This window comes from Anaerobacillus alkalidiazotrophicus (genome assembly GCF_001866055.1).
The window spans coordinates 995,286-1,012,205 of the sequence record NZ_MLQS01000001.1; the positions used below are offsets into that span (position 1 = coordinate 995,286).

General features: G+C 34.7%; 16 protein-coding genes. All 16 read left to right on the top strand.

Annotated features, from left to right (window positions below):
* Positions 1–24: 24 nt before the first annotated feature.
* The 16 genes from BKP45_RS04710 (at position 25) to greA (ending at position 16,771) form a co-directional block, all read left to right on the top strand.
* Positions 25–690, top strand: coding sequence for a tetratricopeptide repeat protein (locus BKP45_RS04710; protein WP_071388557.1), 666 nt, complete (start codon positions 25–27; stop codon positions 688–690).
* A gap of 18 nt (positions 691–708) precedes the next feature.
* Entirely contained in the window at positions 709–3,006 is a 2,298-nt protein-coding gene (gene recD2, locus BKP45_RS04715; RefSeq protein WP_139193738.1) for an SF1B family DNA helicase RecD2, read from the top strand.
* Between the two features lie 191 nt (positions 3,007–3,197).
* The gene (locus tag BKP45_RS04720) at positions 3,198–3,677 is read left to right on the top strand and encodes a PRC-barrel domain-containing protein (RefSeq protein ID WP_071388559.1); all 480 of its coding nucleotides are present in this window, start codon (positions 3,198–3,200) and stop codon (positions 3,675–3,677) included.
* A 15-nt stretch (positions 3,678–3,692) separates the two neighbouring features.
* The gene (locus tag BKP45_RS04725) at positions 3,693–3,884 is read left to right on the top strand and encodes a hypothetical protein (RefSeq protein WP_071308598.1); all 192 of its coding nucleotides are present in this window, start codon (positions 3,693–3,695) and stop codon (positions 3,882–3,884) included.
* 140 nt (positions 3,885–4,024) lie between these two features.
* Positions 4,025–4,210, top strand: coding sequence for a hypothetical protein (locus tag BKP45_RS04730; protein ID WP_071388560.1), 186 nt, complete (start codon positions 4,025–4,027; stop codon positions 4,208–4,210).
* Positions 4,211–4,585: 375 nt separating this feature from the next.
* Positions 4,586–5,656 carry an AI-2E family transporter gene (locus BKP45_RS04735; protein ID WP_071388561.1) on the top strand — a complete coding sequence of 357 codons (1,071 nt, stop codon included), beginning with the start codon at positions 4,586–4,588 and terminating at the stop codon, positions 5,654–5,656.
* A gap of 1,127 nt (positions 5,657–6,783) precedes the next feature.
* On the top strand, positions 6,784–9,420 hold the full coding sequence (alaS, locus tag BKP45_RS04740) for an alanine--tRNA ligase (protein WP_071388562.1): 2,637 nt from the start codon (positions 6,784–6,786) through the stop codon (positions 9,418–9,420).
* Positions 9,421–9,530: 110 nt separating this feature from the next.
* Positions 9,531–9,797 carry an IreB family regulatory phosphoprotein gene (locus BKP45_RS04745; protein WP_071388563.1) on the top strand — a complete coding sequence of 89 codons (267 nt, stop codon included), beginning with the start codon at positions 9,531–9,533 and terminating at the stop codon, positions 9,795–9,797.
* A gap of 1 nt (position 9,798) precedes the next feature.
* Positions 9,799–10,218 carry a Holliday junction resolvase RuvX gene (gene ruvX / locus BKP45_RS04750; RefSeq protein ID WP_071388564.1) on the top strand — a complete coding sequence of 140 codons (420 nt, stop codon included), beginning with the start codon at positions 9,799–9,801 and terminating at the stop codon, positions 10,216–10,218.
* 79 nt (positions 10,219–10,297) lie between these two features.
* The gene (locus BKP45_RS04755; protein WP_071308604.1) at positions 10,298–10,588 is read left to right on the top strand and encodes a DUF1292 domain-containing protein; all 291 of its coding nucleotides are present in this window, start codon (positions 10,298–10,300) and stop codon (positions 10,586–10,588) included.
* 383 nt (positions 10,589–10,971) lie between these two features.
* A complete protein-coding gene (mltG, locus tag BKP45_RS04760; RefSeq protein ID WP_071388565.1) occupies positions 10,972–12,099 on the top strand; it encodes an endolytic transglycosylase MltG in 1,128 nt (375 codons plus the stop codon).
* Between the two features lie 398 nt (positions 12,100–12,497).
* On the top strand, positions 12,498–13,136 hold the full coding sequence (locus BKP45_RS04765) for an O-methyltransferase (protein WP_071388566.1): 639 nt from the start codon (positions 12,498–12,500) through the stop codon (positions 13,134–13,136).
* Positions 13,137–13,149: 13 nt separating this feature from the next.
* Positions 13,150–14,079, top strand: a complete 930-nt coding sequence (locus BKP45_RS04770) for a peptidase U32 family protein (protein WP_071388567.1) — start codon at positions 13,150–13,152, stop codon at positions 14,077–14,079.
* Positions 14,080–14,094: 15 nt separating this feature from the next.
* Positions 14,095–15,375 (top strand): peptidase U32 family protein, encoded by a 1,281-nt coding sequence (locus tag BKP45_RS04775; protein ID WP_071388568.1) that lies wholly within the window; start codon positions 14,095–14,097, stop codon positions 15,373–15,375.
* Positions 15,375–16,010 (top strand): uridine kinase, encoded by a 636-nt coding sequence (udk, locus tag BKP45_RS04780; protein WP_071388569.1) that lies wholly within the window; start codon positions 15,375–15,377, stop codon positions 16,008–16,010. Before BKP45_RS04775 ends, udk begins: the two co-directional genes overlap by 1 nt.
* A 284-nt stretch (positions 16,011–16,294) precedes the next feature.
* A complete protein-coding gene (gene greA, locus BKP45_RS04785; RefSeq protein ID WP_071308610.1) occupies positions 16,295–16,771 on the top strand; it encodes a transcription elongation factor GreA in 477 nt (158 codons plus the stop codon).
* The last annotated feature ends 149 nt before the right edge of the window (positions 16,772–16,920 follow it).

Below are 16,920 nucleotides of genomic sequence, written 5' to 3' on the forward strand. Positions count from 1 at the left end.
AAATAAAGTGAAGGAGTTAACTATATGGAAAATAAACATTTAGAAGCAGCCCGCCTAATTCAAGAAGGAAAAATTGAGGAAGCTGCTACGTTATTAAATGAATTGATTGAAGAAAATCCAAATGACGCCTTGGCATACGTTAATTTTGGTCATTTGTTATCGATTATCGGAGATAAAGAACGAGCTATTATTTTTTATAATAGAGCAATAGAATTCGATTCAAAATTAGCAACTGCCTATTACGGTGCTGGGAATACATTTTTTGATCAAGAGAAATATGAGGAAGCAATTGAGAAATTTAAAGCTGCTATTCATTATGGTTTAGATGAAGCAGACGTATATTTTATGCTCGGACTATGTTACTACAATTTAAGACTTCTCCCTTATGCTTTAGCTAATTTGCAAACAGCCACTGAAAAAAATCCAAATGATATTGAATCATTATTTCAATATGGTTTAACGCTAGCGCAACTTGAACAAGTTGATGAAGCTGTTCGCGTTTTCGAGCAAGTAGTGACCAAAAAAGAGGATCATGCTGATGCTTATTATAATTTAGGTGTAGCTTATGCATTTAAAGAAGATGCCCAAAAAGCAATTAATATGTTTGATAAAGCATTGAAAATTCAACCAGATCATTTACTTGCAGGAAATGGAAAGAAGCAGCTAGAAGCATTACTCTCAGAAAAATAATCCTTGAGAGAGGTAGTTATGATGAAGAATGAATACGAAAATGATGAACCTTATATTAAAGGTGAATTAATAAATTTAATTTTTAATAATGAGGAAAACTTTTATACGGTTGCTCGTGTTAAGATACATGCTACAAATGTTGAGATCTCTGAAAAAGTAGTTGCTATCGTTGGTACTCTTCCAAAGTTAGACGAAGAACACCTCTACACTTTTTTTGGTAAATTAACCGATCACCCTAAATTTGGTGTGCAGTTTCAAGTGAGCCATTTTGAAAAAGAAATGCCAAAAACAACGGAAGGAATTATTCGTTATTTAAGTAGTGATCGTTTCAAAGGTATTGGGCGTAAAACTGCTGAGGCTATCGTAAATAAATTAGGAGAACAAGCCATTTCCAAGATCATTGAAGATAAAGAAGTTTTAAAGAAAATTCCTTCATTAAACAATGAGAAAATTCAGCTTATACATGATCAAGTTATTGAAAATCAGGGAATTGAACAAGTATTAATTGAACTTTATAAGTTTGGGTTTGGAGCACAGCTTGCTATAAAGATTTTTCAAACGTATAAAGATGAGACGTTACAGGTAATTCGATCAAATCCCTATCAATTAATTCAAGATGTTGAAGGAATTGGTTTTGCAAAAGCTGATACGTTAGGGCAAGCAATTGGTTTTACGAAAGATCAACCAGAACGAATTCATGCGGGATGTCTACATATCGTTCACGAAGTATCTATGCAAGAGGGACATGTGTTTATTAATAAAGCTAATCTTATTGAAGAGGCTATATCATTACTTAGTGATCAAAGTTTTTCAATAGTTATGAAAGAGGTTGAGAAACAACTACTTTATCTAGAAGAAGAAGGGAAATTAATTGTTGAGGGGGATCACGTTTATTTACCTTCACTATTTTATGCAGAAAAAGGGTTAGTCACTAATATTTCGGAACTCATAAAAAATAAGGATCATATTGAAGAATTTCCTGAAGCCGAATTTTTAAAAGCGATTGGTGAAACAGAGGAAGATCTAAAAATAGAATACGCTTCGTCTCAAAAAGAAGCTATCAAGACAGCATTACAATCTTCAATCATGATATTAACTGGTGGTCCAGGTACTGGGAAAACAACTGTAATAAAAGGAATTGTTGAGTCATTCGCTAAATTACATGGTTTATCTCTTAATAAAAAAGATTATGGAAAAAATAATCCCTTTCCAATTGTGCAAGTAGCTCCTACAGGGAGGGCAGCAAAAAGAATGGCTGAAGCCACAGGGTTATCTGCAGAAACTATTCACCGTCTTTTAGGTTGGAAAGGTGGTCATACAGGTTTTGAAAAGGGTGAAGATAATCCTATAGAAGGAAAATTGTTAATCATTGATGAGGCTTCAATGGTGGATATTTGGCTTGCAAATCAGCTTTTTAAATCATTACCAAATACTATTCAAGTAATATTGGTTGGTGATGAGGACCAGTTACCCTCTGTAGGCCCAGGACAAGTGCTAAGTGAACTGATTCATTCAAATGTAATACCTACAGTTAATCTTGTTGATATATACCGTCAGTCAAAAGAATCCTCAATTATTCAGTTAGCACACAGCATGAAGGAAGGGCAACTTCCGATAGATATTTTGGAGGCGAAGCCAGATAGACGTTTTTTTTCTTGTCACCAAGACCAAGTCGTAACAGTTATTGAACAAATTTGCACAAATGCAATTAATAAAGGTTATACGGCTAAAGAAATACAAGTTTTGGCTCCTATGTACAGAGGTAATGCCGGTATAGAGGCGCTTAATCTAAAACTCCAAAACATTTTTAATCCTAAGAAAGAAAAGCAAAGGGAAATGCTCTTTGGTGAAGTTACTTATCGAGTAGGAGATGTTGTACTACAATTGGTAAATAACCCAGATGAAAATGTATTTAATGGAGATAGAGGAGAAATTGTTGCCATTATTTATGCTAAAGAAAATATTGAAAAACAGGATCAAATAGTTATTTCTTTTGATGGAATAGAAGTTATCTATACGAAACAAGATTTAAATCAAATAACATTAGCCTATTGTTGTAGCGTTCATAAATCTCAAGGAAGTGAATTTCCAATTGTAATCATGCCAATTGTCAGGGGTTATCATCGGATGCTTAGACGAAACCTTGTCTATACTGGTATTACAAGAGCAAAAGAATACTTAATCCTTTGTGGCGAAGTAAAAGCCTTCCAAACTGCAGTTGATCAACAAAATGAGATGAAACGAAATACATTATTAAAGGAAAAGCTAATTAATCAAACTGATTTGAACTTAAGGGTCATAGACCCCCACCTCTAAGCGTAGCGTAGGTGGGAACTTCCATTCAGGTGGAGTTGAGACTCCGTCTGAATTTCCGATGTTCTAGCGAAGCTAGAACGAGTTCTCCACGTTACTTTGTCGACCTAATGTTATGATTGGTAGTAGTTCACTTGCATGTTTTTTGAATATAAACAAACCATATTAATGTTCGGAAAGGTGGAGGATATTCTTTGCGAACATTTTCTGTTCTTAATGGTTTATCCGTCATTTCTTTAACAACTGGTGAAGAAATTGGCAAAATAATTGATTTATTGTTCTTTGAAACAAAGGTCAAAGGGGTAATGGTTGATAAAAAAGGGTGGTTAAATCGTCATTTATTTGTACCGATTGAAGAAATTTATGCAATAGGTAAAGATGCATTAACAATTAAAGATGTAGAAAGCCTACTCATTTATGATAAAAAGAAATTCCCTTTCTATACACTTCATAATGGAGTAAATCATATAGGTGGTAAGCCACTAATGACAGCAGAAGGGGAAACTGTAGGCTTGGTCGAAGATGTATATTTTAATGAAAAATTGGGAAACATCGTAGGGTATGAGGTGACGGACGGTTTAATCGCTGATATTAAAGAGGGAAAACAAGTATTAAAAACAAATTCTCCTTTAACAATTGGTGAAGAGGTTCTGATCATCGACTTAAATTGTTAAAAGGAGGCTCTTTCCTTGCGGTGTCCCAATTGTAAAGGCAAAGATATCGGTAAAATTGGTACAAATCAATATTATTGTTGGCATTGTTTCATTGAGTTATCGATCGTTAATGGCCGTTATTCACTCCACCAGGTTGAAGAGGACGGAAGTTTAAGTTCACTTGATGATCTATTTGAAGATGAAGATATGAGTGTAGAAAGTGGTTAAATATCCTTGGATTATCATATCTGATAAATAGCCATTATCTGTAAACTTGTATCTTCATAAAAAACGTTCATCTAGTGTTAGAGGTTAAAGAGTTTGACCAAAGTCAAAGAAATAACACTCTAAAATTGGTGGTGAATGAAGTGCGAAGAACTACATTATTGGCAATAGGTATAGGTGCTGCTGCTTTCTCGATGACAGACAGAAAACGCCGTAAAAGAATGGCACGTATTATTGAACCGATTACGAACATGGAAATGGCACAAATGATGCCATCAAAACGTACAATGAAAAAACTTCAAAAGCGCATGATGCGTACATTTTCGTAAGCTTAAAGTCGGTCCTTAGGCAAAAACTAGACCGTTCAGTTTTGGGAGTAAAAAAATGAATTCACAAGCTAAATAACAGAATTTCGCATTCAAATCCCATAAAATTTAACATTGTAATTAGCATACAAAACGCACAGATATAACATCTGTGCGTTTTTATCCTGTTTTCTTTTCTTACTCACTAACGCTCTGCTAACGAACATGGGAGTCCTTATTTTCCCGATTCGATCAAATTTTTCGAGTCATCATCCTGATCGAAAGTCCTTTGCTTTATTAATTAAAATTTTGCTGGAAAAAGTACATGGTATTCCTATTATATTTTAGCAGTTTTTGTTAAAGACTAGAGTAGTAAGTATAAATTATGGGGTGTTTAAGATGGACCTATTACCAATGAAATGGCTACTTCGTTCAGTTAGCCTTTTAGTTATTCTTTTATGTCTTTACGTATTTTTATTACTATCTCCGATTTGGGAGCCACTTGTAACCGTAATCATTCGAATTTTTATTCCCTTTATTATAGCTGGAGTAATTACATATTTATTGCACCCGATTGTAGAACAATTAAAAACTATGGGGATAGCCAGGCCCATATCAATCTTACTCATTTACATTGTCATTATTGTAATTTTTTCTTATTTATTATTGAAAGGAACCCCATATATTATTGAGGAGATAAAAGACTTATTAGAAAATATCCCTCATTTTGCAAATATATATCGACAGTTAGTTAGTGATTTTTATAGACAGACTTCAATGATGCCAGAAGGTTTTAGGGCTACTGCAGAAGGATGGTTGACTAACATTGAAACAATAGCTGCTCAAGGTCTTGTAGGGACAGTGGCAAATTTACGTGGTATATTAGATTACTTCTTTATGTTAATCATCATTCCATTTATTGTATTTTATTTACTAAAAGATTTTATTTTATTAGAAAAAACAGCTTGGTATTTAACACCTAGAAAATGGAGAAATTCAGGGCGAGAGCTTCTAAGAAATATTAATATTTCATTAGGAAATTATATTAGAGGACAATTGTTTGTTTGTTTAGCAGTAGGTTTTATCGCAACTATTGGTTTATGGTTAGTTGGTATGCCTTATGCAGTAATTTTAGGGATTTTTATAGGAATAACGAATATAATACCATATTTTGGTCCGATTATAGGTGCGTTACCAGTAGCTATTATCGCTTTTACAGATTCTTTTCAATTAGTTATGCTAGGGTTGTTAGTAAATTTCGGTATTCAACTAATTGAAGGTAATATTCTTTCCCCTTTGATTGTTGGGAAAAGTTTACATATGCATCCGGTATTAATTATCTTTGCCTTAGTAGTAGGTGCTGAAGTTGGTGGAGTTATTGGGTTAATTATAGCCGTGCCAATTTTAGCTATAATTAAAGTATTAATTATGCACATTCGTGAATCGTTGCAAAGAGTGAATGAAGAGTAAATGAAAAGATTTATCGCGTTGATATTTTCTTTCTATAATCAGAATTTATCCAACTCTTAAGGGGCAAGTAAGACCCCCACCTCAAAACGTAAGAAAATCGAGAAGTTTAGGTGGGGATAAACTGCCCCTAAAGGTCCGATAAGTTGAACTAACAATCAGTAGGGGATGAAGGAAAACCCCCACTGATTGAAGTTCAGCTTTATAAATTTCTAACTTAGAAACTGTCTAGCGCAAGCAGCCTACGAGCTCGACCACTTCAGTCAAGCAACTGACTTCAATTAACTCTTGAAATCCTTCGTTGGTTAGCATCATGAAGCTTTGCTCCTGCGATTACTCGTCGCACGGAAAACACTTGCTCCTGCGATTACTCGTCGCACGGAAAACACTTGCTCCTGCGATTACTCGTCGCACGGAAAACACTTGCTCCTGCGATTACTCGTCGCACGGAAAACACTTGCTCCTGCGATTACTCGTCGCACAAAACACTGCTTGGAGGAAACTTACTACGAAGCAGTACTTGAAGACGCAGAAGCACGTAAGAAGCCAAAGAGCGGCTTCTGTAAAAGGACGCCCTAGTGAAGCTACTACTTGGATTACTTCGAAGCTGCTTTGCTCTTGAGCAAACGGAGTGGCACAGGAGCAGCTGCTCGTGACCAAGGCGCTTGCGCTTTTCTTGTATTTCGATTGCCAGTAAATATCATGAAAATTACCCTAGAAAAAATAAAGTGCTAAGGGTTTGTTGACAAAGGGATTTTCCGTATCTATAATGTCATTTATAAGTGTAAATACTGTTAACTTGATGAAGGAAAAAATTTTGTTAAAGACCATCTAAACTAATGGAAACATTATGCAGAGAAGGATTTCCGCGGCTGAGAGAAATTCTAGATGAAGATTAACAAATAGCTAGTCCTGAAAGCAGGCAAAACCTGCCGGTGTAAAAACCGTTATTATTGTAAGGTGATGAACGTTTTTAACGTTTATAACTAGGGTGGTACCGCGTGAGCTCAGCTCTCGTCCCTTTTAGGGATGGGGGCTTTTTTATATTTTTTCTTATGTAAATTAATTTAAGCTTATAGTAAGAAGTACATAATGTAATATGTATATATTTAATTAAGGAGGAAATATTGATGAAACGATTAACTTCTGCTGAAGTTAGACAAATGTTTTTAGATTTTTTCAAAGAGAAGGGACATGCAGTTGAGCCAAGTGCTTCTTTAGTACCTCATGAGGATCCTTCTTTGCTTTGGATTAATAGTGGAGTTGCTACATTAAAAAAATACTTTGACGGTAGAGTAATACCTGAGAACCCACGAATAACAAATGCTCAAAAATCAATTCGTACAAATGATATCGAAAATGTAGGGAAAACAGCTCGTCATCATACGTTTTTTGAAATGTTAGGTAACTTCTCTATTGGGGATTATTTTAAAAGGGAAGCTATCGAGTGGGCGTGGGAATTTTTAACAAGTGAAAAGTGGATCGGTTTTGACCCAGAAAAACTCTCAGTTACAATTCATCCAGAAGATCATGAGGCTTTTGATATTTGGGTAAAGGAAATCGGCTTACCAGAGGAAAGAATTATTCGATTAGAAGGTAACTTTTGGGATATCGGTGAAGGACCTAGTGGGCCTAACACGGAGATTTTTTATGACCGTGGCGAAAAATATGGAGCTGATGAAAATGATCCAGAACTTTACCCTGGTGGAGAAAATGAACGCTATTTAGAAGTTTGGAACTTAGTTTTTTCACAATTTAACCATAATCCTGACGGTACTTATACTCCGCTTCCGAAAAAGAACATTGATACAGGAATGGGACTAGAAAGAATGGTATCAGTCATTCAAGATGTTCCTACAAACTTTGATACTGATTTATTTGTTCCAATTATAAAAGTAACAGAAGAAATCTCAGGAGTTTCTTACGGAAAGGATAAAGAAATTGATGTTTCATTTAAAGTAATTGCAGATCATGTACGTACAGTAAGTTTTGCAATTTCTGATGGAGCATTGCCTTCAAACGAAGGGCGAGGGTATGTACTTCGTCGTCTAATTCGTAGAGCGGTTCGATATGCGAAATTAATTAACATTGATCGACCATTTATGCATGAACTTGTTCCAGTTGTTGGAGAAGTTATGGTAGATTTCTATCCAGAAGTAAAAGACAAAACTGAATTTGTACAAAAAGTAATTAAAAATGAAGAAGAACGTTTCCATGAAACACTAAACGAAGGTTTAACTATTTTATCGAAAATCATTGAACAAGCGAAATCATCTAAAGAAGATACGATTTCCGGTGTCGACGTATTCCGTTTATATGATACGTACGGCTTCCCGGTAGACTTAACAGAGGAGTATGTAGTTGAAGCGGGACTTTCAATTGATCGTGATGGTTTTGAAGTAGAAATGGAAAAGCAAAGAGAAAGAGCTAGGTCAGCTCGTCAATCTGAATCATCTATGCAATCACAGGATCGTGTTTTAGGAGAACTTACAGTTACCAGTAAATTTGTAGGTTATGATAATCTCTCTTGCGATTCAATTATTAATGCAATTATCAAGGAAGCAGAACTTGTAGAAGAAGCTACAAATGGAGAGGTAGTAAAGGTAATTGTTGATCAAACTCCATTTTACGCTGAAAGTGGTGGACAAGCTTCAGATAAAGGAACAATGAAAGCCGAGGGTGTTCTTATCGAGATTGAAGATGTTCAAAAAGCTCCTAACGGACAAAATATCCACACAGTTCGAATTGTTGAAGGGGTAATAAAAAATGGTATGTCAGTAACGTCAACTGTTGAGGAGACAGAACGCAATGGAATTGTAAAAAACCATACAGCAACACATATTCTACATCGGGCACTTAAAGATACTCTCGGAGAGCATGTTAACCAAGCTGGTTCTTTAGTTTCTGAAAATCGATTGCGCTTTGATTTTTCACATTTTGGTCAAGTAACTACCGAAGAATTAACAAAAATTGAAGCTATTGTTAATGAAAAAATTTGGGATGCAATTAGCGTGAATATTTCTAATAAGAAGATTGATGAAGCAAAGGCAATGGGGGCAATGGCACTTTTCGGCGAAAAGTATGGAGACGTTGTACGAGTTGTACAAGTTGGAGACTATAGTCTTGAGCTATGTGGTGGTTGTCACGTGAAAAATACAGCTGAAATTGGTCTTTTCAAAATTGTATCAGAATCTGGAATTGGTGCCGGAATCCGACGTATTGAAGCTGTAACTGGTAAAGGCGCATATGAGCATATGAACAGTCAAGTAGATATAGCAAAAGATACAGCAAATCTTCTAAAGTCGAATATGAAAGACGTGCCTGAGAAGGTGAAACAATTACAAACCCAAATCCGAAAATTACAGCGCGAAAATGAATCGTTGGCTGCGAAATTAGGAAATATTGAAGCAGGCGGTTTAGTAGATGATGTACTGAAGGTAAATGAAATTTCCGTTATTGCTAAACAAGTAAATGTAGCAGATATGGATAGTATTCGTGGGTTAGTAGATAATTTGAAAAATAAATTAGGTTCAGGTATTGTTGTGTTAGGTGCTGTCAATAATGAAAAAGTAAACATTGTTGCGGGCGTAACCAACGATTTAGTTAAAAAGGGTTATCATGCTGGTAAAATTGTAAAAGAAGTAGCTACTCGTTGTGGTGGTGGCGGTGGTGGTCGTCCTGATATGGCACAAGCTGGAGGGAAAACTCCAGCTGAATTACAGTCAGCATTGGAATTTGTTCCAGATTTTCTTAAAACAATTTCCTAAATAATTCATGTTAGTGTACAATATAGATATACGGAAAAAATTGTCCGAATTTGTTGGGAGATAATGGGTATTAATAATCAATGTGCATTGTAGGAAAAGAGGTGTTTGTGATGAGTTCAATGGATAATACGATGAAATTTAACTTCCAAGATGACTCAGTAGATACGAATGTTCAAGAAGTACTATTTACTGTCTATGAAGCGTTGGATGAGAAAGGATATAATCCGATTAATCAAATTGTTGGATATTTATTATCAGGTGATCCAGCATATATTCCAAGGCATAAAGATGCAAGATCACTAATTCGTAAGCTTGAAAGAGATGAATTAATAGAAGAATTAGTAAAATCGTATTTATCACAGCACCAAGAGGAGTAATATGAGAACATTAGGTCTAGATGTTGGAACAAAAACAATAGGAGTTGCAGTAAGTGATGAACTAGGTTGGACGGCCCAAGGTGTTGAAACGATCAGAAGAGATCAGGATGATCCAGAAAAAGATTGGGAGAAGCTTAAAGCGTTAATTTCAGAACTGGATATAAACAAAATAGTCGTAGGCTTACCTAAAAATATGAATGGTACAATTGGTCCAAGCGGAGAAGCTTGCAAAGCTTTTTCAGAAGAAACTAAATTACGATTTAATTTACCTGTTATTTTATGGGATGAACGTTTAACAACAGTGGCAGCTGAAAGAATGCTTATTGCTGCTGACATGTCTCGTAAAAAAAGAAAAAAAGTTATAGATAAAATGGCAGCAGTCATGATTTTACAAGGTTATTTAGATTCAGTATTAAAATAAGTGTATGTTAGCAATAGTATTGCAGATATTATAGCTATGTCATTACACTGATTAGACAAAAATTAATGAGGTGTTATTTGTGGAAAAAGCAGAAAGAGAAAGAATTATTATTCCTGATGAAAATGGAGACGAGCATTTATTTGAAGTGTTATTTACATTCGACGTGGAAGAAACCGGTAAATCTTATATGGTATTAATTGCAGCCGGAGACGAAGAAAACGATGAAGAAGAGGTTGAGGTTCATGCTTTCCGTTACGAAGAAAAAGGTGACGGAGACGATGATCTATCACTTCATCCAATCGAAACTGATGAAGAATGGGATATGGTTGAGGAGATGCTTAACACATTCTCTGAAGGAGAAGAAGAGTAATAACTGAATTAAAGGATGGAACTCTCTTTACTGAGTCCTGTCCTTTTTTTGTTCAAAAAAGAAATTTTGAAGCTAGGAAGCTTCTCTCGCCTCGCCGATAAGTCGAGAGCGAAAGCATATCGTTTATTCGTCGCGTAAACATTGCTTTAAGGAGTGTTGTAGGAGAAGTTTCTTATAAGACTAAGCGATTAGATTTTTCTTAATATGATAGGCTAGTCGAATCTATATATAGGTTTGAGTGGTTTGAATTCCCTCAACAATATTCTACATTTTTAATGATATTTTGTAGAAATATAGTATAATAGGAGTATTGTTTGTATGAATATGTAATGAAAAAATAAAAGAAATACCCTCTATTAGTGGGTTTTGAGGGGGAAAAGTGGATGGATAAAGAAGAAAAAAAGAAACAAAAGCTCGAGATAAAAAGAAAAAAATTACAAGAACGTCAAGAAGAAGCGAGCATTGTTCGTAAAATTGTTTTAGCGTGTTTATTATTCATAATTATCACGTTGGGTATTGCAGGGACATCGGCATATTATTATGTGAAATCAAGTTTAGGACCAATGGATGAAACTGATGAAGAAATGTTTGATATTCATATTCCTATTGGCTCCACTAGTACTCGAATTGGAAATATTCTAGAAGAAAACGGCCTTATCAATAATGCTAGCTTTTTCCGATACTATATTCGTTATAAAAATGAAAGTGGATTTCAAGCTGGAGATTACCAATTATCTAAATCTATGACAATGGATGAAATTATCGTTGCTTTAAAAGAAGGAACATTACCTCAAGACTATGCCGTGAGTTTTACTATTCCTGAAGGAAGATGGTTGGAGAATATCTTAAAAATCATTTCTGAAAATACGAATCATGAATTGAAGGATTTAGAGGAAAAAGTAAAAGATGAACAATATCTTAAAGAGTTAATTAATCGCTATACAGTTTTAACTGAAGATATTTTAAACGAAGAGATACGTTGGCCACTAGAAGGTTATTTATTTCCAGCAAGATATGACTTTGTTGAAGAAAATCCTTCGATAGAAACTATAATTGAATCGATGTTAACAAGGACAGAGCAAGTAGTAGGGCGCTATCTTGACGATTTAGAGGATAGTGAATATACAACACACGAAATATTGACTCTGGCTTCAATTATAGAAGGTGAAGCTCAAAAGAGTGAGGACCGTTATAAAATTTCAGGTGTATTATATAATCGACTGAATCAGAATATGCGCTTAGAGGTTGATCCAACTGTTGCATATGCTCATGGTGAGCATTTATCAAGAACGTTATATGTTCATTTGGAAATTAACTCACCGTATAATACGTATCGTATCACAGGAATTCCAGTAGGACCTATTAATAATCCTGGTGAAGCTTCAATTAAAGCTGCCCTACAACCAGAAGAGCACAATGACCTTTTCTTTTATGCAACAAACGAAGGTAATGTGATTTACTCTGAAACATTCCAGCAACATCAAGAAGTACTAAGAAAGTATCGTGACTAGCGTTTGATAGAAAACTTTATAATACACCATGCATTATACGTAGATATTTTGGCTAAGCTTTAATAAAGATATTTGTACATTACCTTGAAAGATGTCTACTCCGGTTTCTATCTTTTTTACAAGGGAAATTTTGAAGCTGGAAAGCTGTCTAGCGCAAGCAGCCTACGAGCTCGGTCACTTCAGGCCTATCGCTCGTGACCAAGGCGCTTGCGCTTTTCTTGAGAGAGTGTGATATATTCGCATTCTCTTTCTCTTTATGCTAAAATAAATCGTTCTTTTTAATACCTACCTTTCACTATCTCTAATCTATCTACTAGAAGATTTTTATTTTATAGAAACATTTTTTAGTTTAAAGCACTATTTCAAAAGTATAACTATTTAATAAAGGAGGCTTTTTTATGGTCTCAGATCAAATAAATCATTATATCAGCTCATTAATTAAATCTAGAAACCCGCTATTAACAGAAATGGAAGAATACGCACGTATCCATGATGTACCGATTATGGATATTATTAGTATGGAAGCAATGTTACAAATACTTTCTTTGGCTGGTACAACAAAAGTTCTTGAAATTGGCACGGCAATTGGATATTCAGCTATGAGAATGGCTGAAAGACTCCCAGATTGTGAAATAGTTTCGGTTGAAAGAGACAAAACTAGATATGAGATAGCCAAGGAATATGTTAGTATGTCAGACTTAGAAAAGCGTATAACTCTAATTCATGGAGACGCATTAGAAACGATTGATCAAATAAAAGCATTACATTCATTTGATTGTTTGTTTATTGATGCTGCTAAAGGACAATATAAACGCTTTTTTGAATTGTATAGTCCTCTTGTTGAAAAAGGTGGACTAATTATTAGTGATAATGTTCTATTTAAAGGGATTGTTGCAAGCGAAGGTAAGGTAGCCAAAGGTCTAAGAACGATGGTAGTGAATTTACGTTCATACAATGAAATGTTAATGTCAAATGAGCAATATGATACAACATTCTATCCAATTGGGGATGGAATTGCCATTAGCAAGAAAAAATAGGTGGTGACTAATAATGAAAAAACCTGAAATACTCGTTACACCAACCAAAACTGATGATATAAACCGGTTATTAAAGGTTGGAGCAACTGCTTTTTTAATTGGTGAGGAAGAATTTGGCTTACGTCTTGTTGGAGAATTTAAACGTGATGATATAAAAAAGGCTGTAGAAATAGCGCATAAACATGAAGCGAAGGTGTACGTGGCTATGAATGCTCTTTTTCATAATGATAAATTACCTCTGCTACCTGATTATATTTCTTTTTTAGCAGAAGCAAAAGTTGATGCAATTGTATTTGGAGATCCAGCTGTTTTAATGGCGGCACGTGAAGTAGCGCCTACTATGAAGCTTCACTGGAATACAGAAACAACAGCAACAAATTATTTCTCAGCAAATTATTGGAACCGAAAAGGGGCTAAAAGAGCTGTTATGGCTCGTGAAATAAATATGGACTCAATCGTCGAAACAAAAGAACATGCTGAGGGTGAAATTGAAGTTCAAATTCACGGAATGACATGTATGTTTCAATCGAAACGTACGTTAATTGGGAACTATATGGAGTTCCAAGGTAAAGACTTGAAAGTTGAAGGGCGAAGTAAGGATCGATCGTTGTTTTTACATGATCCGGAAAGAGATGCAAAATATCCAATTTTTGAAGACAAAAATGGAACACATATAATGAGCCCTAAAGATATTTGTATTATAGATGAATTAGAAGATATGCTTGATGCTGGTATTGATAGCTTTAAAATTGATGGGATATTAAAGAGCATAGATTACATTGAAAAGGTAACTGAATTATATAGTAAAGCTATTGATTTATATCTTGAAGATTCTGATGCTTATCAAGATCAAAAATCTTATTTCTATCAAGAAATTGAGAAAATCCAACCAGTTAATCGAAGTTTAGACACAGGATTTTTCTTTAAAGAGACTGTTTATTAAAAGGAGGGGTGTAAGATGGAACAAATATCAACAATAACTTCAGAAGGAAAGCGTGTTATCGTTAAAAAGCCTGAGTTACTTATTCCAGCCGGAAGCTTAGAAAAGTTAAAAGTAGCTGTTCATTACGGTGCAGACGCAGTTTTTATTGGTGGTCAAGAATTTGGTTTGCGTTCAAATGCGGATAACTTTACAATTGAAGAGATGCAAGAAGGGGTAGAATTCGCTAATAAGTATGGAGCAAAAATTTACGTTACAACAAACATCTTCGCCCATAATGAAAATATGGATGGGTTAGAAGAGTATTTACAAGATCTTCAAAAAGTAGGCGTTACTGGTATAATTGTAGCTGACCCGTTAATTATAGAAACATGTAAAAAGGTAGCTCCTAAAGTAGAGGTCCATTTAAGTACACAACAGTCATTAACAAATTGGCAAGCGATAAAGTTTTGGAAGGAAGAAGGACTTCATCGTGTTGTACTAGCAAGAGAAGTTGGACTTGAAGAAATGCTAGAAATGAAAAAGCAAGTAGATATTGAAATAGAAGCATTTATCCATGGGGCTATGTGTATTTCTTACTCTGGTAGATGTGTCCTAAGTAATCATATGACAGCACGTGACTCTAATAGAGGAGGATGTTGCCAATCGTGTCGTTGGGATTATCACTTGTATGAACATATGGATCAAGAGAGTTTCAATGAAAATCCATTGTATACCGAAGAACATTTACCTTTTTCAATGAGTCCGAAAGACTTAAATTTACTTGAAGGAATTCCGAAACTAATAGAAGCAGGTATAGACAGTTTGAAGGTTGAAGGTCGAATGAAATCTATTCATTACGTAGCAACGGTAACATCTGTTTACCGAAAAGTTATTGATGTTTATTGTGCTGATCCTGATAATTTTAAACTAGATCCAAAATGGATAGCAGAATTAGATAAATGTGCAAATCGTGATACAGCCCAATCATTCTTTGAGAACGACACACCTACGTATAAAGAGCAATTGTTCGGAAGAATTGATGGAAAGAAAACGACATATGATTTTGCTGGGTTGGTTTTAAATTATGACGAAAAAACAAAAATCGTTACATTACAGCAGAGAAACTATTTTAAACCTGGTGATAAAGTAGAGTTTTTTGGACCTGAAATTGAAAACTTTGAAATTGAAGTTGGCGAAGTGTGGGATGCTGAAACTAATGAAGATTTAGATGCAGCTAGACATCCACTACAAATTGTTAAATTTAAAGTAGACAAGCCTTTATTTCCGAATAATATGATGCGAAAAGGAGTGCAATAATGACAAAGAAGCCCGTTGTCATTGGTGTAGCAGGTGGTACAGGTTCAGGGAAAACAACGGTAGCTAGAGAGTTATATCAGCAATTTATCGAAAAATCTATATTAATGATTGAACAAGATGCATATTATAAGGACCAAAGTCATAAAACAATGGATGAGAGGATAAAGACAAACTATGACCATCCACTTGCTTTTGATAATGACTTGTTAATAGAACATTTAGAGCAATTATTAATTTATCAAACCATTGAAAAACCTATCTATGACTATTCAAATCACACTAGAGCAAAAGAAAGTGTTTACGTAAAGCCAAAAGATGTTATTATTTTAGAAGGAATTTTAATTTTAGAAGATAAAAGACTTCGTGATTTAATGGATATTAAGCTTTTTGTAGATACTGATGCAGATATTCGGATCATTCGTAGGCTTGTACGTGACATTGAAGAACGAGGTAGAACATTGGAGTCAGTTATAGAGCAATACACTTCTATTGTTCGTCCAATGCATCTACAATTTATTGAGCCTACCAAGAGATATGCGGATATCATTATTCCAGAAGGTGGCCAAAATCGTGTCGCAATTGATCTAATGGTGACGAAAATCAGAACAATCCTTGAAGAAAAGGAAATTTTGTAATAGCATAGGATAGTGAGGTTTTTATACTTTATAAATTGCTAATCAATAACATATGGTGGTAATGAAAAGCTTGTGTATTAACCAGTATATGGTTAATGCTAAGCTTTTCTGTATACATATTAATTGAAGATCCTATTATAAAAAATTATTTTTACAATGGAACATATTTTTATTGAGGCTGTATAGCGAAATACTATTGAAAACCTTACCAAAAAAATAATATCTTAACAAAAGACAAAAAGTAATTGAAAATGTAGACATTTAACTAAGGAGTGACGATCAAGATGAGTGAAGACAAAAAGTTTTATATGACGTTGGATGGAAAGGCAAAATTAGAACAGGAATTAGAATATCTAAAAACTGAAAAAAGAAAAGAAGTTGTTGAGCGTATAAAAATCGCCCGTAGTTTTGGAGATTTATCGGAAAACTCTGAGTACGATTCAGCAAAAGAAGAGCAGGCCTTCGTTGAAGGAAGAATTGGAACTTTAGAAAAGATGATTCGTAATGCAGTCATCATTAAAGAGGACGAGACAAACTCGTCTGTTGTTTCATTAGGTAAATCCGTTAAATTTAAAGAGTTACCAGATGGTGATGAAGAAATTTATACGATCGTTGGAAGTGCTGAAAGTGATCCATTTGAGGGCAAAATTTCAAATGACTCACCAATGGCCCAAAGTTTATTGGGCAGAACTGTAGGAGATAAAGTAACTGTACAAACACCTGGTGGAGAAATGAAAGTAGAAATTTTAGAAATTAAATAAAGTAAATCATTGATGCCTGACTCTTCCTTTTTTGGGGGGGGGAGGCATCTTCTTTTGTAAGTAATGAATTCTAATAATTCATTACTTCCGCCTCTAAGATACTATATCTAGTTACTTTTAACACTGTTCGTACATTGATTTAGATTTAT

Coding starts and splice junctions, on each gene's coding strand:
- recD2 (WP_139193738.1), top strand. CDS start 709: ATGATGAAGAATGAATACGAAAATGATGAACCTTATATTAAAGGTGAA.
- udk (WP_071388569.1), top strand. CDS start 15,375: ATGACAAAGAAGCCCGTTGTCATTGGTGTAGCAGGTGGTACAGGTTCA.
- BKP45_RS04770 (WP_071388567.1), top strand. CDS start 13,150: ATGAAAAAACCTGAAATACTCGTTACACCAACCAAAACTGATGATATA.
- BKP45_RS04775 (WP_071388568.1), top strand. CDS start 14,095: ATGGAACAAATATCAACAATAACTTCAGAAGGAAAGCGTGTTATCGTT.
- BKP45_RS04765 (WP_071388566.1), top strand. CDS start 12,498: ATGGTCTCAGATCAAATAAATCATTATATCAGCTCATTAATTAAATCT.
- ruvX (WP_071388564.1), top strand. CDS start 9,799: ATGAGAACATTAGGTCTAGATGTTGGAACAAAAACAATAGGAGTTGCA.
- BKP45_RS04745 (WP_071388563.1), top strand. CDS start 9,531: ATGAGTTCAATGGATAATACGATGAAATTTAACTTCCAAGATGACTCA.
- BKP45_RS04710 (WP_071388557.1), top strand. CDS start 25: ATGGAAAATAAACATTTAGAAGCAGCCCGCCTAATTCAAGAAGGAAAA.
- BKP45_RS04735 (WP_071388561.1), top strand. CDS start 4,586: ATGGACCTATTACCAATGAAATGGCTACTTCGTTCAGTTAGCCTTTTA.
- alaS (WP_071388562.1), top strand. CDS start 6,784: ATGAAACGATTAACTTCTGCTGAAGTTAGACAAATGTTTTTAGATTTT.
- greA (WP_071308610.1), top strand. CDS start 16,295: ATGAGTGAAGACAAAAAGTTTTATATGACGTTGGATGGAAAGGCAAAA.
- mltG (WP_071388565.1), top strand. CDS start 10,972: ATGGATAAAGAAGAAAAAAAGAAACAAAAGCTCGAGATAAAAAGAAAA.